17 protein-coding genes are annotated in these 24,220 nt (G+C 42.7%); 4 read left to right on the top strand and 13 right to left on the bottom strand.

Going from position 1 to position 24,220, the window contains the following annotated elements; genetic code table 11:
* Window positions 1–412: 412 nt before the first annotated feature.
* From L3V36_RS07800 to L3V36_RS07740, 13 genes are all read right to left on the bottom strand, one after another.
* The gene (locus L3V36_RS07800; protein WP_017093023.1) at window positions 413–1,351 is read right to left on the bottom strand and encodes a VirK/YbjX family protein; all 939 of its coding nucleotides are present in this window, start codon (window positions 1,349–1,351) and stop codon (window positions 413–415) included.
* 392 nt (window positions 1,352–1,743) lie between these two features.
* Complete coding sequence (locus L3V36_RS07795; protein ID WP_102447441.1) at window positions 1,744–2,934, bottom strand: hypothetical protein; 1,191 nt, start codon at window positions 2,932–2,934, stop codon at window positions 1,744–1,746.
* Between the two features lie 243 nt (window positions 2,935–3,177).
* Window positions 3,178–4,068, bottom strand: a complete 891-nt coding sequence (locus L3V36_RS07790; RefSeq protein ID WP_102447440.1) for an energy transducer TonB — start codon at window positions 4,066–4,068, stop codon at window positions 3,178–3,180.
* Window positions 4,068–4,496, bottom strand: coding sequence for a biopolymer transporter ExbD (locus tag L3V36_RS07785; protein WP_017087531.1), 429 nt, complete (start codon window positions 4,494–4,496; stop codon window positions 4,068–4,070). The genes L3V36_RS07790 and L3V36_RS07785 overlap by 1 nt, the downstream gene beginning before the upstream one ends.
* A 2-nt stretch (window positions 4,497–4,498) precedes the next feature.
* Window positions 4,499–5,455, bottom strand: a complete 957-nt coding sequence (gene exbB / locus L3V36_RS07780; protein WP_017087532.1) for a tonB-system energizer ExbB — start codon at window positions 5,453–5,455, stop codon at window positions 4,499–4,501.
* A 292-nt stretch (window positions 5,456–5,747) separates the two neighbouring features.
* Window positions 5,748–7,286: a surface lipoprotein assembly modifier gene (locus tag L3V36_RS07775; protein WP_102447439.1), complete on the bottom strand. Its 1,539-nt coding sequence runs from the start codon at window positions 7,284–7,286 to the stop codon at window positions 5,748–5,750.
* Window positions 7,287–7,376: 90 nt separating this feature from the next.
* Window positions 7,377–8,105 carry a Slam-dependent surface lipoprotein gene (locus L3V36_RS07770; RefSeq protein ID WP_102447438.1) on the bottom strand — a complete coding sequence of 243 codons (729 nt, stop codon included), beginning with the start codon at window positions 8,103–8,105 and terminating at the stop codon, window positions 7,377–7,379.
* A gap of 194 nt (window positions 8,106–8,299) precedes the next feature.
* Complete coding sequence (locus L3V36_RS07765; protein ID WP_017094790.1) at window positions 8,300–9,688, bottom strand: PKD domain-containing protein; 1,389 nt, start codon at window positions 9,686–9,688, stop codon at window positions 8,300–8,302.
* 359 nt (window positions 9,689–10,047) lie between these two features.
* The gene (locus tag L3V36_RS07760) at window positions 10,048–11,391 is read right to left on the bottom strand and encodes a PKD domain-containing protein (RefSeq protein ID WP_017094791.1); all 1,344 of its coding nucleotides are present in this window, start codon (window positions 11,389–11,391) and stop codon (window positions 10,048–10,050) included.
* A 234-nt stretch (window positions 11,392–11,625) separates the two neighbouring features.
* The gene (locus L3V36_RS07755; protein ID WP_102447437.1) at window positions 11,626–14,751 is read right to left on the bottom strand and encodes a TonB-dependent receptor; all 3,126 of its coding nucleotides are present in this window, start codon (window positions 14,749–14,751) and stop codon (window positions 11,626–11,628) included.
* Between the two features lie 86 nt (window positions 14,752–14,837).
* The gene (locus L3V36_RS07750) at window positions 14,838–15,776 is read right to left on the bottom strand and encodes a FecR domain-containing protein (RefSeq protein WP_237296642.1); all 939 of its coding nucleotides are present in this window, start codon (window positions 15,774–15,776) and stop codon (window positions 14,838–14,840) included.
* 4 nt (window positions 15,777–15,780) lie between these two features.
* Window positions 15,781–16,296 carry a sigma-70 family RNA polymerase sigma factor gene (locus tag L3V36_RS07745; RefSeq protein WP_017087539.1) on the bottom strand — a complete coding sequence of 172 codons (516 nt, stop codon included), beginning with the start codon at window positions 16,294–16,296 and terminating at the stop codon, window positions 15,781–15,783.
* 232 nt (window positions 16,297–16,528) lie between these two features.
* Window positions 16,529–18,517, bottom strand: a complete 1,989-nt coding sequence (locus tag L3V36_RS07740) for a hypothetical protein (protein WP_102447435.1) — start codon at window positions 18,515–18,517, stop codon at window positions 16,529–16,531.
* Between the two features lie 137 nt (window positions 18,518–18,654).
* Between L3V36_RS07740 and L3V36_RS07735 the strand changes: the two genes are divergently transcribed.
* The 4 genes from L3V36_RS07735 to L3V36_RS07720 are packed head-to-tail and all read left to right on the top strand — an operon-like array spanning window position 18,655 to window position 24,218.
* Window positions 18,655–19,758: a cytochrome c peroxidase gene (locus tag L3V36_RS07735; protein WP_102447434.1), complete on the top strand. Its 1,104-nt coding sequence runs from the start codon at window positions 18,655–18,657 to the stop codon at window positions 19,756–19,758.
* Complete coding sequence (locus L3V36_RS07730; protein WP_102447433.1) at window positions 19,745–20,911, top strand: cytochrome c peroxidase; 1,167 nt, start codon at window positions 19,745–19,747, stop codon at window positions 20,909–20,911. The genes L3V36_RS07735 and L3V36_RS07730 overlap by 14 nt, the downstream gene beginning before the upstream one ends.
* Window positions 20,908–21,492, top strand: coding sequence for an arsenate reductase (azurin) small subunit (locus tag L3V36_RS07725; RefSeq protein ID WP_102447432.1), 585 nt, complete (start codon window positions 20,908–20,910; stop codon window positions 21,490–21,492). Before L3V36_RS07730 ends, L3V36_RS07725 begins: the two co-directional genes overlap by 4 nt.
* Window positions 21,492–24,218: an arsenate reductase (azurin) large subunit gene (locus tag L3V36_RS07720; RefSeq protein WP_198595629.1), complete on the top strand. Its 2,727-nt coding sequence runs from the start codon at window positions 21,492–21,494 to the stop codon at window positions 24,216–24,218. The genes L3V36_RS07725 and L3V36_RS07720 overlap by 1 nt, the downstream gene beginning before the upstream one ends.
* Window positions 24,219–24,220 lie beyond the last annotated feature (2 nt).

Raw genomic sequence — 24,220 nt, 5'->3', positions numbered from 1 at the left:
GTATCTTGCACGGAATTTCTAGGGGAAGGGTATGCGAGGAAATATCTGCGCTGATGAGTTGTGTGGAAATTTGGTGCGAACATACCGAAGGGAAAGCCTCTGGTATGTCTCTGATCTTTGTCTTGTCGGGCGGAAAGCGTACACGAAGCTTAAATAAAAAAATTAGTAGAGTTGGTGGTAACTTTTAGCTGGCAAGTGTTAACTGAAATGTTATTAGGCACAAAGGTGTCAGTGATGATCATTACTGACTGCGATCTCGTGAATCGAAGTGGTACTGCCATTTAACTAAGTACGAGTTCTAACTGTCATTCAGGTGATATCGAGATTGTTAATTTTGAGGATATACACCGCGTTACTTTTCACGATTCGGAGAAAAGTGGTGGATACTCGTGTATTCATAGTGCCTAATTTATCACTCGTCATAAGAGTATTTTAATGCTTCTTCGAATGTCGTTTTGGTGTTGTCTAACCATTCATAGCGGCGGCGGTACATAGAACGTTTAGAACGAGACATACCTTCGATGTCGCGACGTGGTGCATTAACGCTAAGCGAATAGAAGTTACGGTCGTATTCGGTGCCGCCCAATTCAATCCATAATGCGTCGTAGTCGGTCTTAATTCGCCCTTTTTTATAGCGTTTAGCCGCAAAAGTGTGAGACTGTGTCTTCACCGCAAGAATGGTCTCTATACCCCAGATCTGAGCAAGGATACTCAGTAGGCTTACCATCAGACTTTTTGGACGTTGGCCATAAAGTTTACGAGTCAGGTTTTTTATCTTCTCGTTGCTGGTCTCGTTACTGCGTGGACCTTGCAACCCGCCAATCTTAATGCAACGGATCCCATTTTCATTCCCGAGGATAAAGGAGATTGTGTAGAAGTTACCGTCCTCTTGGCTATGCAGTACTAAGCTCATATCGCCTTCTTTTTGATAGCGCTCTTCATATACCAATTTCACAGTGTATAAGATCTCATTAATCTCAAAGGTCATAAGAGTGAGCCCTTTGGAATCTGTATAGATCTGTTTCATTAATGTTGGTGATATCAGTTCTGATGCTGTTTTGTAATGCTCAATAACAAGCTCTGAGCGATCGATAGCCGGGTTGTTTTTGATGATGTACGGGCGAAAAGGTTTTTCCAAAAAGCGATGCGAGCGTGTACACAGCATCTCTAACACAGACTCTTCAATGTTATTAGCCAAGTAGTTGAATGCCTTTCTGTAGAATAACGCTCGCGCAATAAATTTTATGCGGTAAATCCAGATCGGGTGAAAGTTCTCTGCAAACTGCTCTGAGTAAATAGTCTTACTTTGATGAACGATGGATTTGTTCATGGTCATTTGATGATCAGTCATTAGCCGGTGCTTCTTTTGAAATGAATGACGCAATTTAACGTGATTTAATGTAATTTGACGTAATTTAATGTAATTCAAATTTATACAAAGCTAAGAAGGGCTGCCCAAAAAAACAAACGATTGAACGAGAGCTCGATAATGGACGTATTAGATGTCTTTAAAAAGAGAGAAAAGCAAGCTTAAGTAAGGCTTGCTCATTGTTCGACGTTTCTCGCCAATGTGTGTATCAGAGGCTAAAGTGTGAAAAACTCGTCAAGCTGAGTTTGCTCCTGGGAAAGGAATGTTCTGAAAGCTTCGTGCCCGATCTACCTCCGGTGTCTTGTGCGGAGTTTCTAAGGGAAGAGGTACTATCAATCGTATCTCTGCTTGTTCAGTAAACGCGTGTATGTGAATCAAAGAGTCCAAACCTGATCAGTGAACTGCACTTTTTCGATACTGGATAGCACGTTCAAGCCGTCACGCGAAGCAACGGTGTCATTGAGCTGAAATTTACCGCCCCCAAGATTGTGGATTTGGTATTCACTTGTAGGACCATGTACTACAACCGTATTAACACCTAAATTTCCGGTTACCTTATTATCATATCCATTGATCTCAATATTTGCGTTATTCTTGCCCGATAGCGTTAGTTTCGTCAGGTATTGAGAGTGATGAGTGTAGGGCGTTGCTGGGTCATATTGCATTTTAAAAGTGCCGGTGAATGTATCAGCAATGTATGCGTCGTAAGTCAGTGTTGGAGAGAAAATCTGTTCAGTAATATATTGCGCGTTAGGATCTCTTGTAGAAAAGTCGTCGCGAGTTTTAACTTTGTATAACCCCCACATACCTTCGCCACTATACGCCCCCCAAAGCCCGTAATAGCTATCAATGACGGCTGCAAAGTACTCTTGGTCAACACTGACTTCTTCTTGCCACTCTACCAAAGTGTCAACTGGAGGTGTATAGGCATTATGTAAAGCCTGAGTCTGTATTGTATTCAGCTCTTTTTGAAATAAAGGTAATGCCGATTCGCCACTTTGAGGGGAGTTAAGAACACCAATACCATAGTCATGGACTAGGTGGAGAATTTCTTCGTAAGACGCATCGCGATGCTCTTCATAATCCTGTCGAACGTACCATTCTCCGCCTTCTACTTGAATTTCCTCTTCGAACAAGGGTTGGCCATCCAAATCGTCGTTATATTGGGGCTCATCGTGATAATTCATTAGTTTCAATATTGCGCCATTGTTCGCCATAGCATTTGCAATATCGCGTTTTGAGTCAGCGCTCCCGTATTTAGTGCCATCAACGGGGGTTAGATAGTGGTTGAGAACATTGACTGCTTTGACTATCTGATAATCGCTCAGGCGATCCATAATTAGAATATGGATAGATTTGCCATTAGGGGCATTGACCGCGACATGTCGGTTATAACCTGCTTTGGAATACGCAGAGAACTGAGAAGGGACCGCTTCTATTGTGATCCCGTGAACAACGGATGGTTTGACATTTTCTTGGCTTGCCACAGGCTTGCTTTGGCTTGAACTATTACAACCGACAAGAAGAACAGTGGCAGCGAACGCAGTTAAAGATAACACTTTCATAGTACACATCTTATGATTTAGAACGTGGTGCTAATATACCGAGATGTCATGTGATATTGGGTGATTGCAGTTGCTGTAATACATACCCATACAATGTCTTACAATGCCCGTGATCTGTTGGTTCGCCAGGCAACCCCCAATTGTACTTAGCCTAAATCAATAATATAGAGGCCATTAAGAAATGATTTTTGCTACCTCATCGTTCGCGAGTTATTAACCGACTACCGCCAGAGGTTTGCAACCTTAAAAAGTAAAGTTGATTGGTAGCGTCAGGCTCAGTTTATTGCCTGCGATTGTACTCGGAGGTTTAGTGAGAGGCTGAGCTCGATAAACAAGATCAATGGCTTCTTTATCTAGGGAAGAAGTCCCTGAGCTCTTCACTAACACTACGTCAAGGACATGGCCTTTTCTGTCCATTGTGAAGCGAATAACAGGTGTTCCTCTTTGTTTCATTCGTTTTGCTTTTCTAGGGTACTTTTTTTGCTTCTCTAGATGAGCATGGAGTGTTTGTTGCCAATTCACCCTCGCCATACGTCCATTTTCTGAAAGTTGGCCTTTTCGTAAAGCAGATGCAGCATCTGCTGTTTTTTGTGTCGCAATATTTTGCTTAGATTGGGCTTTCTGCATGATTGTTTGAAGCTTTTGTTCTGGATACTCTTTTGCAATGGCTTTGACTATCTTGGGTTCTGGTCGCTTAGGCTTAGGCTTTATTGGTTTTATTTTATCGATCTCTGCCTTAACGGGTTTTGCCTGTATTTTCTGTCTGTCTTTTTTAGGTTTTTCTGGAGCCAAAAATGGAGACGTTTTTTTTCCTTTCACTAGCTGTGGAGTAGGGGCTTTCGGTGCAGAACTGGGGTCTGGCGTTATCATCTTCTGTACCGTTTGTTGAATGATTTCTTGCTGGGGTTCACCTAAGTCAGTGTCTTCTGATTTTTGCTTACTGGCGGCTAACGGGCCTACAATACTCACCATTATTGGGGCTGCCTGTACTGGAGGGGTAAAGTTGTATTCAGGGGTCCACATGTACGCAACAACAAACAATATATGTAGAATGATACTTCCGCTCAACCCAAAAAATAGAAATCTATTTCGAGGTTCAATCATTCTGTAGTTAGGGTCTGCCAATAAGCTCATTATTGTCGTTCCAATGGTGATTCGACACCAACTAGAGCTATCTGGCTATAACCAGACGCTACGAGTGTATTCATTACCGTCATTAAGTCTTGGTAATTGAGCTCTTTGTCTGCTCGGAGGTAGATGCGTTTTTCTTGCCCTTTTAAGGCCCGATCCAAGGCGGGCTTTATTTGACTCAATGGAACCGTTAAGTCTTCACCTAAAGTTAAAACTAACCCTTCTTGTACCGTTAAATAAAAGGGGCTCTTTGGTGGTGGTTGAGGTGTTGCTGAGGATGACGGTAAATCTACGGGAACATTAACTGTTGCTAGCGGTGAGGCGACCATCACTATGATTAGTAGCACTAACATCACATCGACTAAAGGCGTGACATTTATTTCATGATTCTCAGTCATTTCATCATTGTTTGCAGAGGTTTTAAAAGCCATTATTAACCTACCTTTTTTACATCTAAATCAAGGTTGCTTTCATTGTCGCTGTTTCTTCTATCGAGCTCTCTGCTGACTAACACCATACTCGCTGTAGACACATCTGTGACTAACGCTCTGTACTTTCCAATAAACCGAGTGAAGTAGTTATACATAATAACAGCGGGGATTGCTGCTATAAGTCCAATTGCCGTGGCAAGTAGAGCTTCTGCTATTCCTGGGGCTACAACAACTAAGGTAGTACTTTTGGACTTTGCTATTCCGATAAAGGCATTCATGATCCCCCATACCGTACCAAACAGACCTACAAAGGGACCAATCGACCCTATAGTGGCAAGAATACCAGTAAGCGATGTCATATTGCGACCGAGTTCAGTTTGAACTCGCTCTAGTCGCAACTGCACTCGCTCCTTAATACCGTCACCAGTTGCGTGGCCAAGGGAGGACATATAAAGCTCATGTTGAACCGCGGTTATTAACGATGTTTCATTCGCTTTGTGGTGAGCTATGGCGGTTTCCGCATCCATCATACTTTCGCTGTTTACCAGTGTAGCAAGTAATTTTTTCGTTCGCTTAGTCGCAAGGGATAATTGGACGTGCTTGGTTATAAAAACAGCCCAGCTCATTACAGACGCAATTAGAAGAGAGATCATAACTGTTTTCACTATCCAATCCGCAGCGTGGTACATGCCCAGAGCGGAAAAGTCGTGTGTAATTAGAGGATTTGAAGGCGGGGCTAGTTGTTGTTCGACAATGGGGTGATCAAGATAGGGTTGATCTAACAATGTGTTAGTTGAGGTTTCATTTGGTGGTGGCTGAGTTACTTGTAATTGAGACGACGCTGTCGTTGAAGAAGCTGAGAGTGCAGATGTTTGAGATGTTTCTGCTGTCGCGTTAGCCTGCGAAGTAATGGCCAGTGCGGAAAGCACTGACATTAGGCGAAAAAAAAGCGTATTCATTGTGGTTGCTCATTAGGTAATAAGTATTAGCAAAAAAGGTTTGCAGTATGTTCTGAAAGGGATACCGAATGAGAATGATAAAGCCGTAAGATTATTTTAAAATTTATCGAATTTAAAATAATCTTTACCTTTGAGGCTCGTATTCACCAAAACATGAAGAAATTTTTTGTATGGTTTAAAAGCGCTTATTTTAATCAATCAATCAATCAATCAATCTATCTTTCGAACACTCTATTTCTCAAAGGTTTTTAGACGGTCGAAATATTTCCTTTACGTGTGAATTTCTCTCCATCTAGAAGCGTTTAGTGAGCTTTAAGCCGATTTCATTCTGTTGGTAAGTATAAAGCCAGTCAATATTGCTTTTCACTCGTTTATGAGTCCAGCTAAGGGTGGGAGACACGCCTAAATACTCAATACTTGGTGAGTGAATGACTAAGGTGTAATTTTGTTCTCTGTCATGTCGCTTATCTCCAAGTAAAGCACTGAAATCTTGATATCGGCGATCTCTCAAAGAAGCAAATAGACTGATGTCTAACCATGGGCTGACGTTTTTATTAACCCCAAGTCGAACGCCAGACAAAGTATAAGCATGAACTTTTTGATCATTTCGTTTATCTGTCCAGTCCAAGCCTCCAAATAACAACCATTTTTCAGGTAATTGATACCAATAAGTGAACAAGGTTGAGAATTGCCAATCAGACTGATAATCCAGTTTTCCTGGTTGATAGTTTTGATAATCAGCTTTGGTTTCGAATTTAAATGCACTTTGTTTGTTTACGGTTTTGAACCAATCCAGTTTGATTCCGGAACTTAAATACAGGCTTTTTCCTGCAAACGTATTGAACTCAAATTGTGGTGCGAAGGACACGCGATCTCTTTGGCTCTGATAACTGTACCCAAAGCTCGCTTTGACGGTTTGCTCATCATATTCGTCATGACCTGAATAACGAGTGCCATAGGTGAGCCCACTAAAAGAAACGCCATGATGACCAGTGAGTGAGGTTCGTTTATTTAAGCTCGCTTCATAATCGATACCAAAAGCCTGTTGCTTTTTTGGGGTGACTCTATCGATGATGCATTGCCCAATATCGCTATGAACTAAACATGTGTAGCTTTCGGAAGAGCTGTTTAGATTGTCATTAAACGATGGCCCGAAACTAATGGAACCGCCCCAGTCATCACGAGCTTTAAGCGCACTTGAAAATACATCTATGGTTCGTTGAATACCTTGAGTTCGAGGGTTGTTAGATGGGAGTGAAGCTTCAATTTGTTTGAATAATTCTAATGACTCTGAGTTGTTGTGGTTTTCGAATAGAACGCGTGCTAGTTCTAATTGCGCTGGCATAAAGTTGGGTTGTAACGTGATTAACTGAGTGTATTCCTCTTGTGCACGTTTTAGCTCGCTTTGTGAACGATAAATACCACCTCGAACATAGTGAATAAGCAGCGGGTCTGCGTTATCGAATAGCTGATAATGGCTAAGTAGTTGCTGAGCTAAGCCCCAATTATGCTGCTGAGCAGAAAGGTGCAAGGCTTGGGCGACTTGGTTTGAATCCGAAATATCTATGTTGAACGTTGACTCAGGATCCGCTATTGAAGGGTCAATTAAATTAGAAGATGATTGCTGCGCGTTTTGTCGCTGTTCTTCATCTTGCAGCTCTTCAGCTAAAATGGCGTTTTCTTTTTCGACTGCCGATAGCGCATCTTGTTGTTCAATTCGAAGGCTAGTATCTGGGTTAGATGCCACACTCGGCAAACTGACTAATGCGCTTGGAATGACGACAAAAGAAATAAGCGGTAGGAATAATCGTTGTGAAAGGTTGAACTTCATGGATGTCTTAATGCGCGAGTGCTTATAAGTGAAGCACAGATGAAAAAGAAAGAAGCAGCGCGTGCTGCTTCTTTGGTTTAGGCTAAAGTGTTACTGCTTTTCACCACCAAAGGCAGTATCAAGATCACTATTACTAGTGAATGTCGCGATACCGGCTAAAGATGCGGCATCCGCACCGAAGAAGTGACCTTGAGATGAACCTTGGGTTACAGAACCAGCTTGTGTAGCGGTTGCACTTCCGTTGAACGACGCCGTTGCAGAGTCTATAGTGCTATTCACATCAACATCCAGGGTTGCATTCGAGATACTACCCGTTAAAGTTTGGTTATTGAAATCAGCATTAAATGTTCCAGACAATTTATTGCTGCCACTAAACTTATTAATGCCTGTGATGTTGTAAGTTGCAGTTCCGCTAGTTGGTACTGTTGTACCTGCATCGTTCCCTACGTAGTAAACCGTTCGGTTATCGAAATCTGCGTCTTGTTTACCCTCATACCATTCCCCAAACCAAATGTCTTGGTTCGCAACTTGTACGAAATTATAATGAGATTTACTGAAGTGCTTGCTCCCAACACTAATCACATTGTCTCGTACTTTGCTGTTGAAAATATTATCGACTAAGCCGTCGATGTCGACGCGTTTGCCGGTAGCGCTGCCGATCCCTGCTTTGCCTTTTGAGTGGAAAAATGGCACATAAACTTCTGATTCACCAACTTGGCGAAGTGAATTGTCGCTGATAGCACCGTCAAAACCGGCTTGAACGACAGGGCTTAGACCAAGAAATGCTGCTGCGATCCATGAAAGTTGAACTGGTTTCATTTTCTATTCCTTTTAAATGTATTTTAAATGATTGAAATCAAGCCAGTTGCCCGGTGCGCGCGACAGACATCTCACTTGCTTTCATCAAATACACCGAAGTAAAAGTCCAAACCCGTAAACAAATATAAAATAAAAAAAAGCGCCTAAGTTCATAAGCGCTTTGTTGAATGGATAAATCTAAGTAAATATATTGGCTATCGACTGGTGAATATGTAATTCCCACCCGCTCTTCGGATTGGACTGTAATCACCCAAGCCATAGAGGCTCCATGCAAAACCAAGGCCTATATCCGTGGTTTGACCTGAAGTCGGAGGGGAAAGGATTGTAATGACTTCTTTTGTGCCAGCTGGAATAACGTATATTTGTCTTTCCTTTAATTCACCAAAGGGGGTTCGAGCTATTGGTTGTACTGTATTCGATCGATCTCGGAGGGTACTAACCGTTAGAGTGATGTCATTGGTTACGGCTTCAAATGTATAAGTGCCCAGTTCATAATAGTCTGGGAGGTCACCGCTATCTTGTGTCTTATCAATGGTCCATGTATTGCGATACGGTAATAGAACAGGGTTGGGGTCATCATCAATCATTACCTTTGCATGGGGGCCCGTCAGCGAAGCCACGCGCACATAGGCAGCTTTTGATGGAAATGATGACAACTCTCCATCACTGACTTCGACAGTAATGCCATAGTCACCAGCTACGTCTGCTAAAAAATGAGGTTTTGGTGAGCTTGGGTTAACAATGACAGTGTTTGATGCTTGAGGTTTTGAGATGAATGACCATTGGAAAGTGATCGGGTCACCATTTGGATCTTCGCTTGTACTTGCGTCTAATGGAATGGTCATGCCTTCAATGGCACCGATAGGGCTTCCTGTCCCTCTAACAATTGGTGGGACGTTCTCATAGTAGAAAGAAACAGTGGCTGTATCACTGGCGGATGCTAAACCATCGGATACAGTAAGCTCCACAATGTAATCGCCGATAGTATCTGTCGTTAACCTTGGATATTTAGAAGAAGTATTATCCAGACTTGGGTTACTGTTTTCTGGTTGTTGTATGATTTTCCAGCGATATATTAACTCGTCATCGTCAGCATCGCTTGCGTTGTCAAAAATCGTAACAAAATCAATTAGATTAGCACGATAATGGTCCCGAGATATCGAAACCGTCGGTGGTGAGTTTTCTCCATCAGAAACCGCAACAACTTTTACTTGGTTGGTTCGGCTGCTGGTGGTTCCATCATGAACGACAAGATCAACAACATAGGTTCCTAACTTGTCTGCTATAAATGTGGGCTTGATTGCATCGACCTGAGACAGTTCCGCTAGGCTTTGAAGCGGGGTTGAACTCAAAGACCATTGATAGGTAATTTCGTCTTTATCATAATCAATGCTTGAGGTTCCATCGAGTTGTACCCGATCGCCTTCTTTCACTTGCTGATTTATGCCTGCAATCGCAATCGGTCTCTGGTTGTTCTGTAAACCTGGGTCGGTACTTGGAGTGTTGCTATCCCCACCACTGTTACAGCCTGTTGATAGCGCAGCAAACAATAAGATGGGTGCCCAATGAAAATTAATGTGCATTTATAATTCCTGATACAAATCTTGAATGGAATACAAAGAGGTATACGCTCATCGTTTATCCAGTCGGTTTTGAAAGTTGTAATGATGTCCTAACCGATACACCGAACGAACTATGAAAACCCTTAAAGGAAAACCTGAGTTTTGAATGAGGGTTAGGCTAAGTAATAGAGTCTGTCTAATTGAATAAGGAAAAATCCGAGTGTTCTGACACTCGGATTTGAACATTTCATAGAACTCATCATATCGTCGATGATACGAATTAAGAGTTTCTTGAACATAGTTAAAACGTAATAGTGTTGTTCTTATCTCTATTCCTAGCGATAATGCTATAGCATTAGCTTCAAGCAACTACGTTCTTATTATTCAGCCGTTGAAGTATACATATACCCCAGTCCCATATATTGCTCTAAAGTTGTATCAACAATGAAACCATATGAAATCATTGATAATTGACCTTGGGTTGGCTCTGCCCACATTTTTACGTTAATTTTATCGCCAGCATTTAGTACCTGACCAGCATTCATTCCTGTCATTACCGCATCAACATTACCAATATAATCGATAGCGGTTGTCTCATTAATTGTATAGTCCTTACCTACAGCTTCAAGGCTAAAAGTGCCTAGTAGAACATGAGCTGGTGCATCGCCCGTAGTCGAAATATTCGAAGTGAATTGTTCAGCAAATGGCCATGCTCTAGCCGTGGTATCTTCCGCATACTTAAGAATAAGGTCACTGGTTCCGACTTCTGTTGCAGATAAACGAATGTACTCTTTTTTACTGGTTAATTCGCCATCAGAAACGGTAAGGGACAATACATAGTCGCCAATTAAATCAGGGGTAAAATTCGGTTTTTCATCTGTTGTGCTACTTAGCGTTGCCGTGCTGTTTTCTGGTTGAGAAACCACTTTCCATTCGTAGGTTATTTGGTCATCGTTTCCGTCAGTACTTGCTGTTGCGTCAAGCAGTGCACTTGTACCTAATTCAAATGTTTGCTTGTTTTTTACGCTAGCTTTAGGCGCTACATTTTCAGCAGAATATGAAACAGTCACTTCTTCAGATATTGTTTCGTAGCCATCACTCACTGTTAGCTTTAATTGGTAATCTCCGGCAGTGTTGGAAAGGAGATTTGCTGTTGGAGTGGCACTGTTTGTTAATTTCATTGTGGCATTACTTGGCGATGAAAGTAGTGCCCATTGGTAAGTCAGCACATCACCGTCTGCATCATAAGCTTGTGAATGTAGATCGACGGTTTTACCAATAGCGACACTGTCAGGAAAATCTAGATCGACAATCGGCTGCGTATTAGTGCTCGCATCACTTACATCGATTACATAAGAGACTTTTTCACTGTCTTTACTACCACTTTTTGTGACCAAATCTAAGGTGTAGTTACCAGCTATATCCGGAGTGAAGTATGGAGAGACAGCATTGGCGTTATTAAGTGAAGCTGTGCTCCCTTCCGGTTTATTACTGATTTCCCATTGGTAGCTAAGAGATTCTCCATCTAATCCTTCACTCTGAAGCCCATCAACTCGAACTCGACTGTTAACCTTCGCGACACTTTGCGCGGAGATCACCGCTAAACCCAAAGGATCTTGCGCTGCGGGTGTTGAACTTGAGCTTGAGCTTGAACTGCCTCCACCACATGCGATTAAAGTTGGAATAGTTAAAGCAAGTAATGTCCATTTAAAGTTCGACTTCATGTATTTCATCCTAATTGTGCTGAAGGCTACTTGAACGTAGTTTGGTTCAGTTCGTAGCCATATCTGATTTTTAGTTTCATATATATACCGTTTGAGTTGAGCGAATCCGTAAATAAAAAACGCCCAATTTAAGGCGTTTTTTATTTTGTTATCTATCCATTTACTTATTTAGTAACTAGAGCAGGATGAAGTTAGGAAAGCAGGCTAAGTTATCAAGGGCAAACTAAATGGCATCTAAAACTTTCCACTTAGTTTTACACCGATAGTTCTTCCTGGAGCTGGCATGCCGGAAACAGAACCTGCTTCTAGGTAGTAAACATCTGACAGATTTGTTCCCACGAGTTCGCCTGCGATCTTTTCAGTGAATTTATATTTCATATAAGCATCGTAAGTTGTCACATCGGTACGTTTTATTACATCTTCATCATGGCTGCCTGAAACATAATTGGTCCTAAAACCTACTTCTAAATCTTGGTTGAAAAAACGAGCCCCCAACAACAAATTGGCCGTGTATTCAGGAGCCGCATGAGCGGCTAGGAAGCTTTGTTTGGAAAAGCCCCCTCGAACACATGTTTCATCCGAAGGCGTATTTTTTTTAATCGTGTCGTATGCGTAGAGTTGTGCTGCTGTATTTTTATCACAAACTTCATTGCGGAAATTATAGGCAAAAGACCCATCGGCGAAATAGTCGGTATTGTCATAATGAGTATTTAATTCTATGCCGCTGGTGCGTTGGCTGTCTAAATTTGCAAACGCAAAACTGTCTCTATCTCGGTCCATAACGTTTTCAATGATCTGGTCGAAATAGGTGATTTTAGCGCTGGCATTGTCGAAGTAATGGACGTAGGCCGTTTCGAATAAACGTGCTCTTTCGGGTTGTAATGGAGCGGAGGCACTTGGATTACCACTAAAGCCACTGGTACTTTCAAATAAGCTAGGGAAGCGGAGAGTTTCAGCGTATCTGGCATAAATACGGCTATTATCATTGAATAACCAAGTCGCAGTTAAAGAGGGCATCCAGCCACTTCCGCTATTTTTGTAATCGGTGTTGTAAACTTCTTTTAATTCAATAGCTTTTGCAGTGCAGCTGCCTTTAACATAATTGTCTTTTTGCATTGCATTTTTACAAGCATTATTAGCTAGATTTAAATCATTGCGACTATTTACTAGCCAATCGGCTGAATGTTCTTCGATGAAAGTTGTTTGGTTTTGAGCTGCATTAGTTCCTTGCTGAATCTTTGAGGCGAGTAGCGAATCAAAGTTAGCTAGTTCCTGCTGCTTAGTTTTAAGAGATGCTTTATTTTCAGTTGCCTGACTAGGGAATTGATAGATTAAATTTTTTAAACGTGTTATTTCTTGAGTGATGTTACTTTTGCTGAATGTTACTCGCACTTCATGTTCTGCGTTAGCAACGTTTTGGGCGATTTCTTCTGCCGCATAGTTTTCTAAAGTTTGGTAACTGAGGTGGTAACCATCTTTTTTGTATTCTTTTAGACTTGAAATGTCACCCGCGTTGACTCGGTTTTCTATGTAGTAATCTGTGGAGTTGTATGAGATGTATCTAACACCAGCATTAAGAATTAGTGAGTCTAACGGTCGCCATTCGACTTTGGCTGAGCCATTGTACTCTTCACGTTCGCCTGCTCTTACCGCGCCTTGGTAAAAGTTAATCATGTACTCGAGCCCTTCTTTGGGCATAAGTTCATGTTTTTGATAGCTACCAGCAACGGTCAGATCAAGTGAGCTACTTAATAGCATTTTATTTTTGAAGTTAAACCCGTATCGACTTTCATCACGATTTACGGTTGAAGTGTTAATGATAGTATCAGGTGTTTCGCTTCTTCTGTTGACAAAATTAGGAAAGCCATAACCAGTGTTACTTTTTGAATCGGTTTTAGTAAGCCAAAGATTAGTGCTTAAATCAAGAAAGCGGTTGGTTGGGTTAGCTCGATATTTTAGGCTATAAGCCTGCATTTTTGCATTGGCTAAAGGCCATTGAGGTAATCCATTTGTATTTCGATAATCTGAACGACTTGCGAGTATTTCACCGTGAATACTTTCTGTATATCGGGCATTGAATTGCAATTTATAATAATCGTTAAAATTAAACGTTCCTTTAACCAGTACCGATTCCATTTCAGAGGATGTATTAGGTACTTCATGCCCAGGCCTATGTACTAAAGCCATATGTTCTGGTTCTAAATATGGGTTGCGACCTTGGATTATATTCTCACCACCTTCACTTGACGGTTTGGAATAAAACTCGTCTTTGTTGGTGCCCGAATAATAATTACCACGGTTACGATAAGCATAAGCGGCAAGCCATTCAAATTTTGGTGTTATTCCGGCGAGAGCAAGGCGGTAAGCGATATCTTCACCATTAAAAGGATCATTACTTTTATTATCACGAGTTTGGAAACGTAATTCTGGATCATCATAAAGTGGTACCCCCCCGATGTCTGCATAAGCTGGAACATCTTGCCAGCGCTTTCCCGTATGCAAGCGCGCTTTGTTTGGCGCAACTGAATTACTGCTTGTTTCAGTAATGATTTCTATACCAAATTCATCACCTTCAGGGACTATATCTTGTGGTTGCAATGTCGTAACTTGAACAGCACCACCTGTAGAGGTATTGATGTCGGAGCTCAATTGGGCACCTTTGTACACCTTCATGCTACCTATGAGGTTAGGGTCAATGTAGTTCCTGTTTGAAGAGCCGCGATAACCGTTGTAAACAGAAATGGCTTGCTCGGTTCCATCAATCACGACAGGTACACGACCAAACCCTTGCACACCGCGAACGTTGGGGTCTATACTTCCTCCACCGTTTCGAGACTCGCCACTGTGAACATTGCTTACACCTGTAAACAAGTCGGCGGCTGTTGTTCCTTTGAAACGTTCGATTTCTTCTTTACCTAAGTAGGCCGTGGCAACGTCGGCATCGTATACGGCCATTCCACCTTCTTGATCACGCTGGTAGGCATCCTCAAAGTGAGTTCTTACTTGAATGGCATCAAGTGTCATTTCATCAGATGAAGGGGAAACATAGTACACTCCATCAGGTTGTTTCTGTGCATCTAACCCCGTATTTGCTAGTAAAATATTCAGCGCTTGTTCTGGCTGGTAATCGCCAGTTAAACCTTGCGTATACAGTTCTTCTGAAAGAGAAGAATTGAGATAGAACTCAACCCCAGACTCAACCGCAAACTGGTTAAGAACGCTATCAAGAGTTCCTGCTGGTATATTATATTGTTGGGATGTATCTGCCATTACGGTGTAAGGCAGCATTATCGCCGCCACACCAAGGTTGGCTTTTATGAACACAGAGAGCAACTGACGTGGTGTATTATACGGCACCATTATTTCCTTATTGGTATTTAGACTCGCTTAACTGTCTGATACACCGGATGAATAATTGAAATCCGTAATGTTTATACGATTTAGTTTCAATATTTAGGTTTAATGGTGACCCACAAAGGTGTGCGGTATTGAATTTTGATAGGTAAGATCTGACTGATGTTATATAGTGTTTGGTCGATATTGCTCGTTGAGAAAATACCGGTCAGTTTCAAATCTTTCAATGAAGGGTCAATATTGAGTATTCCACGACGGTACCGAGATAACTCGTTTATGAACTCAATTAAAGGCGTAGCTTCGGCTAATATCTTTTGAGATAACCACAGTGCTCCGGTACTTTTGTTTCTTTCAATACTGGAAACTGTACGTCGGTTGAAGCTTGCTTGATGGCCTGCCAAAATATGGGAAGTCCCCATTCCTAGCATCGGTTGCAATTTCACTTCGCCTTCGTAAACGCACACTTCGGTGGCGGCATCATGTTCGCGAACTGTGAATTGTGTCCCTAGAGGTAGTACTCGACCTTGAATAGTCGAGACAGATAGAGGTGTTCTATGGTGTGAATTTGTAATCAACACCTCACCTGTAACTAGATGTAATTGGCGGTGGTGTTGGTTAAACTCGACATAGATCTGCGAAGCGGTATTGAGTGCGATCTCGGTGCCATCGGATAAAATCACTGATTTCATTTCACCAGTGGCAGTTGCATACTCAACACCTTTAGGTGCTGTTCGATAAGTCGATATACCAACAGCTAGACTAGTGAAGGAAAGACCACTTAACATAAGCATATCTCGCCTAGAAAGAGCCGATTTCTTCGGAGTCAAGATTTGTCGGCTAATATCCGATTGAGGAACGTTTGCAAACTTATTTTGTATTAGTTCTAGTTTTTTCCATGCTTCGGCATTCTGCGGATGAGCGTTCTTCCAGCAAAGGAAGGCATCTTGGTCTTGTTGTGTGACATCATCTGCCCATAGACGAGCCATCCAGTTTGACGCTTCTGTTAAGGTTTCTCGTGTTAGCTTGTGCATAGGATTACGCATCGTCTAACATAGCTAGCATACAACCTTGTAAGGCTTTAGCTACATACTTTTCGACAGAAGAGATAGAGACTTGCAGTTCTTCTGCGATAACTTTGTAACTCTTTCCTTCTATCTGACGCATCAACAAGGCTTGGCGAGATTTTATAGGTAACCGGTGCAACAGAGAGTCAATCTCAACTAAAGCTTCTACTACTATTGTATGGTTTTCTGGCGAGCCAGTAATTTGTAATGGTTCGCTTTCGATCAGTTCGAGATAGGCCGATTCAACTCGTTTCCGACGATACAAATCGATCACTAGACCTTTGGCTATATGGGTCAGGTATTTACGTGAATCTTTATATTCTGGTAATTTTCCGCGAGTCAGTAAACGGAGGTAGGTGTCTTGAACTAAGTCCGCAGTGGTATCCGGACAACCTAAACGGCGCCTAATAAATATCGAAAGCCAGCCATAATGCTCTTGGTACATATTGTCTATACGTTCCATATTGGCAGGGCTTGTTAATGTCATTGCCTGATACTCCCTAGTAATTCGAATCGTAATGATAACTGTTATCATTACGGATTGAGAAATATATCAGAAATGCAAATATGTGCTACATAAATATTTTATAAATGTATTTAATTTTGTTAAGTGATTAAAAAGGATGCAAGGTTGATTTAAGCGTAGTCTGGTTGAGGGGGCATAACATTACCCCAAATTATAGGATTCCAGAATTGATGCTTAATGCTTAATGCATTGGTCAATGAGTCATATCAATATCTGTCGCACCTAGAAACGCAAGGGCAGCTTGTAGAGCTATTGAAGGTGAACCTTGGATTTTCTCAGCAAGTACGTTGTAGACTGTATTGGCATCAAAAAGAGAGATTTGAGGATAAAGTACGGGTTCTTTTAAGATCAAGCTAACTAGCTCTTCATGTGAGCAACCACCAGACTGTTTTAATTGCTTCAGCGCTGCGATTTGGATACCAATATAAGGGTGCTTTAGTAGCCCGAGTAATTCTGTTTCGTCAGTGGTATATCGCACTAAACAGACTTGTAGAGCGAGGCTTTCAGAGGCTATTAGTTGTAAACGGTGTTGATCGATCCAGAGAGTACCAAGCCAATCGATGATACTTTCGAGATTGGAACAATCATCATTCAAGACTAGATCTAATACCGATTGGTTGAAGTAGGGCGTCTCAACGTCGGTCAAGTTGATATGATGACAACGCAAGGCAATGACTAGCGCGTGAAATTCAGCGTTGGATAGGCTGGTAAATTTTTTAGTCGAGCAAAGCTCCATCAGATATTGCTTGTCTTGACAGTATTCAATCGCTAACGCTAGGTTTGACAAGCTTTCGATTGCAACTCGTTTGGTTCGAGCATGTCTTGTTGAAGGTTTTGAATGCGCTGATTGCCTCAACGAATCAAGCGTGGAAGTGATAGGAGGCTGTGTGGCACTAGCGTCATCATTCGGACCGTCAAGTTCTCGATGTGGTACTTCTGTTGTCGCCGTTTCTCTTTCTGTTTGATTGGTTGTAATAATTACAGGTAAGTCGACTATGAGCTCTTTTAGATAGGCCTGAGAACTCGGTGCTAGAGTATAAGATAGGTGTTCAATGAGTTGTCGCCTCACCGAATTACTGCAAGTGCCCGATTGCAGTTGCTGACGGATAAAGGCAAGGCTTAGGGTTTGTGATACGTCACTTAATAAAACATTCAAGCAATCAAGTTGAGTCGCTTCGTCTAAGCTCGAAAACTTCTCATAAAAGACTGGCATAAATCGGCTAAGTTGGGCTTGTTTACTCTGCGGGTTTAAGCTCGAAATTAACTGAAGTATCGCCGTTATTGAATGAGGGGGCTGCCGTTTATCTTGCCATTGATTCACGAGTTGTTGCTTGTGATTATCGCTAAGCAGTGCCGAAAGGATATCGATTGGAATTTCTTGCAATAAGTCGTGCTGACCAAGGTGCTTAATGTCGACTTGGTAATTCCATTTTTCCAATGTACTGAGAGATGTTTGTCTTATCAGTGGGTCTAAGTGCGAAAGGCCAGTTAAAAACATTTGCAAATACTCACGACTGTTCATTTGAGACAGGCGTTGAAAGGCGATTTGCTGGCAACGTAGATCTTGGTGTTGCGTGGCTTTGAATAACGTTATCTTATCCGGTGTGCTTTTCAATAACATACGCATATCACTTGTGCGCGTTACTGCAAAGTTCTCTTTAAGTAGTGCCGGTGAGTGACGCGATAGCACTGAGACTAGTTTGACCTGAACATCAGGCTCAGGGTCACTTCGAAGTAGGGGCAGTAAACGACTCGCTTGAATATAATCTAAATTAATTTCATGGTTATCCAAAATACGTGCAGCATTCAAACGGATATCATCACCATCATTCCATTCACCTTCCCAGTAATCGATATCGTCACAAACGACGTCTATCAATAATCCCTTCGCTTGTTCTGAATCGTTGTTGTGCTCAATAGCATTCAATGCGGCTAGTTTTACTTCGCTGTCATCCCACTGTTGAAAGCAATGAATGATGTCTTTGATAGGAGCATGCTTGTCTTGAGCTAAACATTCTAGGCTTGTGATAACAACATCTACAGCGCTGGATTCTAAACCTGTAAGCAAGAGGTGTTTAGTTTGCGAAAATTGAGCGAGAAACTGAGTTGCTAGAATTTGATCGGATACGTTCCCAGCAAGATAGGTATGTTCGACACAGAGAAGGAATTTATCGAGAGACATAGGGTTTAGTACCACTGAACTAACAAGTTTGAATAATAACTCTTATCATTCCGAATTGTATGATCCTAATCATATCTTTAATGTTTCACGTGTTAATAATAGGCTTCATTGATAATAATCCTTAAAAAGGAATGCCGATGAGTGTTTTACGAGCACAGTCCACACTTCAAAGCTTCGCTCGAAAAGTCTGCGTAGCATTGTGCTCCTTTTTTACGATGAATTTACATGCTGCTTTGCTTCCTTTAGATATCGATCCAGCTCAAGCAGAACTCGGTAAACGACTGTTTTTTGATACGCGCTTGTCAGGGGATGACTCGATTTCGTGTTCCAGTTGCCATATTCCGGCGAATGGCTTTTCTTACCCTGAACCGTTGAGCCCTGCCTATACGGGGAGTGATGGATTTCGCAATGCTCCAACACTTATTAATGCAGCCTATAAAGAGGTGTGGTTTCACGATGGTCGTATTGGCACCAATCTAAACGATGTGGTGCGGGAGAATATCACTGAAGACTGGCTGATGAATATGGACATGCGTTTGATGCAGGAACGTCTCAAACAAGACCCTATATACGTCGAGATGTTTAAAGCGGCCAATCTTGGAGAACCGTCAAATGGCGGAGTACGTAAAGCTCTGCCTGAATACCTAAAAACATTGACTTCGAAAAACGTCCCTTTTGACAAGGGTGAGCTTAGCGACTTAGCGAGCCAGGGAGAAAAGCTGTTCACAGGCAAAGCGGGGTGCAACCAATGCCATCGTGGCGCTCTGTTTTCGGACGGAAAGGCACACAATACCGGAGTGCCAGAAAATCATGAGATATTTTTAGACCCAATGCGGCATCAATCTTTTCTCGCCTACAACATGTTTATGGGTGTGCAAGATTACTTAACGTTAAAGCGTGATGTTGGTACGCATGTTCAAACTCATAAAGCGGATGGTAGTGATCGCGGTAAGTTCATTACGCCAACGCTGCGAGAGCTGACTCAAACTGCGCCGTATATGCACAATGGCATGCTGGCCACGCTTGAAGATGTGGTTGAGTTTTATAATCAAGGCGGTGGCGAAGACTCAAATAAAGACTCTCGACTCACCACTCTTTCTTTAACGGGAAAAGAGAAAAAGGCGCTGGTGGCCTTTCTGGAATCGTTATCTGGAGACGCCCTTATAGGCGAAGAATACGAATGGTTAGACTATGACTTCGGCTACGAATACACGGAGGATTGGTCAAATGCTCGTAACTAAGCGCTCTGTATTAAAGGCAGCACTCTTTATTTTTATTGGGATAACGGGGCTTCCCAATGTTGTTAATGCAAAAGTAAAGCTTGAGCCTCTCGGGGAGGTGCCTGTACCAGCGGACAATAAACAAACGCCTGCAAAAATAGAGTTGGGAAAGATCTTATTTTATGACGGTCGGCTAAGTGGCGATACGACGAGCCCATGTGCTGGTTGCCATATTCAATCTCAGGGCTGGGGTTTTCCTGATGACTTATCCATGGGATATCCGGGTACGGTACATTGGCGTAATAGCCAAACGATTATTAATGCGGCTTATTATGACAAATTTTTTTGGGCGGGCAGCGCTATGTCACTGGAAGTGCAAGCCAAAGATGCAGCGAAGGGCGCGGTCGCGGGTAATGGTGAAGATGACATCATGGAAGCGCGTTTAGCCTTAGTTCCTGAGTATGTTGAACGCTTTAAGCGAGTGTTTGGTGATGATACTCCGAAAATACATAACGCTTGGCGCGCTATAGCCGCGTTTGAACGCACGATGGTTCAACGTGACACACCAATAGACAACTATTTACTCGGTGACAAAACCGCTTTGTCTGAGTCCCAATTGAAGGGTAAAGCTCTGTTTGAAGGCAAAGCGAATTGCATTGCTTGTCACAACGGGGCTTTGGCATCTGACCAAAAATTCTACAACATTGGCGTGCCGCCAAGCCCTTGGTGGGATGATGATGGACTGGCACAGATAACGTTTCGATTTGAGCTTTATTCTAAAGGTGTCACCGAAGAGATGTACCGAACCACAAAGGCCGATCCCGGAGCTTACTTTCGTGCTAAACGTAAAGAGATGTTAGGTAAGTTTCGAACGCCAAGCCTACGTTATACAAAATACACTGCGCCCTACATGCACAATGGCACTATTCCAACTTTAGAAGCGGTGATTGATTTCTACGACCGAGGTGGTGTGGCAGATGATGGGCGCACTACTGGATACCCTCAGACTAAATCTGCTTTGATTCAACCTCTTGGTTTAACGGAACAAGATAAAAAGAACTTACGGAGCTTTGTAGAAGCATTTTCAGGTGAGCAGATTTTTATTGAAGAGCCAACCATTCCAGAATACCAACCGCTATTTACTAAAGAAGAACTTGCTGGAGCAGAAAAATGATCGCCAACTCAGAGCAAAATTCGAGTAAACGACACAACAAATGCATGATGTCACGACGTGATTTTTTACTTTATTCCGGTGCGGCTACTGCCGTATCTATGGTTCCTCTTACCTTATTTGCTGGGACTGATTCTGAAACTCAAGTTGAAGGTCGTGTTGTCGGTTACCCGCGTAAGAAAATCGCCCAGTTAAGCCAACTTAGTAACCACACTCCGGTTCACTTTCAATATCCAGATGGAGGAAAAAACTCGATTGCGATGCTCGTTAAATCCGACATCGAATGTGGCGGTGGGATAGGGTTACAGCGCGATATTGTGGCGTACTCGATGACGTGTACTCATCAAGGTGGGCCTTTAACCGGTGCTTATAAAGCAACAGGAGAGCATCGCATTGTAGGTCAGTGTCCATTCCATCTATCTACATTTGATTTGCGTCGCCATGGAATTATGGTGTCTGGTCAAGCCTTTGAGAGCTTACCTCAAGTACTGCTCGAGCTCGAAGGTGACGACATCTATGCAGTTGGCGTTATGGGGTTGATCTTTGGTCGCATGGAAAACCTGATCGATGTGGAGGTAGTTTAATGAGTGAATCTTCTTCAAGCAATCAATCTCCTTTAAACCGTCAGTATCTGCAACCGACTAATACTTTACTGCCTCCTGTTCATGCTGAAGTTATCACAACAGCCTGTGATTATTGTATCGTGGCGTGCGGTTATAAGGTTTATCGTTGGCCTGTAAATAGCCCTTCAGGTGGAGATCGCGCTAACGAAAATGCGTTTGCTGTCGACTTCCCCGTTCATGCATTACAAGCTTGGGTTTCGCCACAGCAACATAATATTGTTTCGCATAATGGCAAACCACACCATGTGGTTGTAGTCGCAGACAAAGACATACAGGTCGTCAATAAAGGCGGTGATTCTTCTGTTCGTGGTGGACTGCTCGCAAGAAAGCTTTATAACCCAGAAACACCAACCAAAGATCGATTGAAACAACCACTTGTTCGAATTAACGGTCAGTTACAACCTGTAGAATGGGATTTTGCGCTGGATATTGCAGCCCAAGTTGGTCGTCACGTGATTGATACGCACGGTTCGAACAGTTACTGCGTAAAAACGTATTCTTATCAGTATATTGAAAACACCTATGCAATAACAAAGTATGCATTGCGTCATGTCAATACTGCGAATTTTTCGTTTCATGACACGCCGTCAGATGTCACCGCAACCCCGGGCTTTCGAGATGCGGGTTTTGATAATTTTGCTCCAAGTTATGATGATTGGGGCGCGGCAGATACTTTGATGATCTGCGGAACGGATCCGTATGAGACCAAAACCATCATTTTTACGCAGTTCATTATGCCTGCGGTGCATCGTGGAATGAAAACCGTGATTTTGAACCCTCGTGAAACTGCAGGGATAGCGTGGCTTAAAGCTCAAGGTGGATTGCACCTCGATATTAATCCCGGTAGCGATAATCTTGTGATTGGCGCAATTGCTCGTGTGATCTTAGAGCAAGGCTGGCAAGACAATGAATGGATTGAAAACTGGGTCAATAATAAGTGGGAATCAAGCTCTGGCTTTGGCCAAGGTACACGTAACACACCTTGGCAGTGGAGAACCACTTGGGGCAAGTTCCAAACCGATGGCTTTGATGATTATAAGCAATGGAATTTAGAGCAGAAAGAATACGCACCTGAGTATGCCGCGTCGATAGCGGGTATCGACGTCGAGAAGATCCACAAAGCTGCCGAGATGTTGGCAATGCCAGTGAATGGTCAAAGAGTTAAAGCATCAATTGGTATAGAGAAGGGCTTTTATTGGTCGAACAATACCGGAAATACCAACGCCATCGCCTCCCTTGCAACGATCATCGGTACTGGTGGCCGAGAAGGGCGTGTTATTGGTCGATTTGGTGGGCATCAACGCGGTGGGTTAGCGGGTGGGAAACTTCCAAGGAACAAGTCTCCTGAAAAAGTGGCGGGCAGACGCAGACGCTCAATAGACACCGATAGGTACCTCTATTCCGGGCATACCCGTATGGCACATGTCATTGGTACAACATGGATTCAAGCTATGTGTGGCAGCTATGGGTTGAAAGAGAAATTCACTGATTTAACGACACGTAACCCTCACCAAGCGACGCGACGTGATAAACAGCACATTATAGATACACTCAAAAAGCGTGCAGATTCCGGTGGAATGGTCGTCATCAATCAAGATATTTACTTACGTGATCCTATAGGTAAACAGTTTGCCGATATCATCTTTCCGGCTGCGACTTGGGGGGAAGAGGATTTCATGCGTGCTAATGGTGAGCGTCGGCTGCGCCTTTACCAACAGTTCGCTGATGCGCCGGGTCAGGCTAAGCCAGACTGGTGGATCGTTGCTCAAATGGCTTCGCGAATGGGGTACGACGGGTTTGATTGGCAAAACTCGAATGACGTAGCCGAAGAGTCATCGCGATTTAGTCGCGGTAGCCGTAAAGATTTCAATATGATCAAAGTTGCAGCACATTCTGAAGGAAAAACACTTCATCAAAAGCTCGCTGAATTTGGTACCGAAGGGATCCAAGGCCCTGTATTTTATAACTATGACACCAAAAAGCTGATTGGCACTAAACGCCTACATGATACTGAAATGAGTTGGGGTGATCTGGTCGACAAAGGGCTGCAAGATGGGCCTCAAGGCGCCAATATTATGCGTAAACAGCTCACTCAATTTAATAGTCAGACGGGGAAGGTCAATCTTCAAAAGCACCCTTGGGATCTGTTCAGTGATTTCCACGCTTGGCTTACCCCAAAACAGGACGAGTTATGGTTTTCGAATGGTCGTATTAACGAAATTTGGCAGTCAGGGTTTGATGATACCGAGCGCAGGCCTTACATCACTCATCGTTGGCCTGAAAACTGGATTGAAGTACACCCAGAAGATGCGGAAAAACGGGGCATAGAAGCCGGAGATGAAGTGCTGGTGTACTCGGAGCGGGTGGCCAATTTTAAAGATACGATTCTGGGTATCGAGTCAGACGATTTCCAGTTTAGTAACCTAATGAAAAATGGTCACATTCAACTGGATTACGCGGAGATTAAAGCCGTTGCGATTGTCACCTCAGCCACGAAGAAAGGTGTGTTGTATTGCAATATGATGGACATGAAGAACCCAGCGAATGCTTTAACAACAAGGGTAGTTGACCAAATCAGTGGTAACTACAACTACAAAATGGGCGTCGCCAAAATAAAGAAAATTGGTGAATCAAAATATAAGCGTGAGTTTGAAGGGTTCTCCTTTGCACCACGTAACATTGTGTAAGG

The organism is Vibrio sp. G-C-1, assembly GCF_021728015.1.
Classification (GTDB): Bacteria; Pseudomonadota; Gammaproteobacteria; order Enterobacterales; family Vibrionaceae; genus Vibrio; species Vibrio splendidus.
This window is presented reverse-complemented; position numbering and strand designations above follow the sequence as displayed.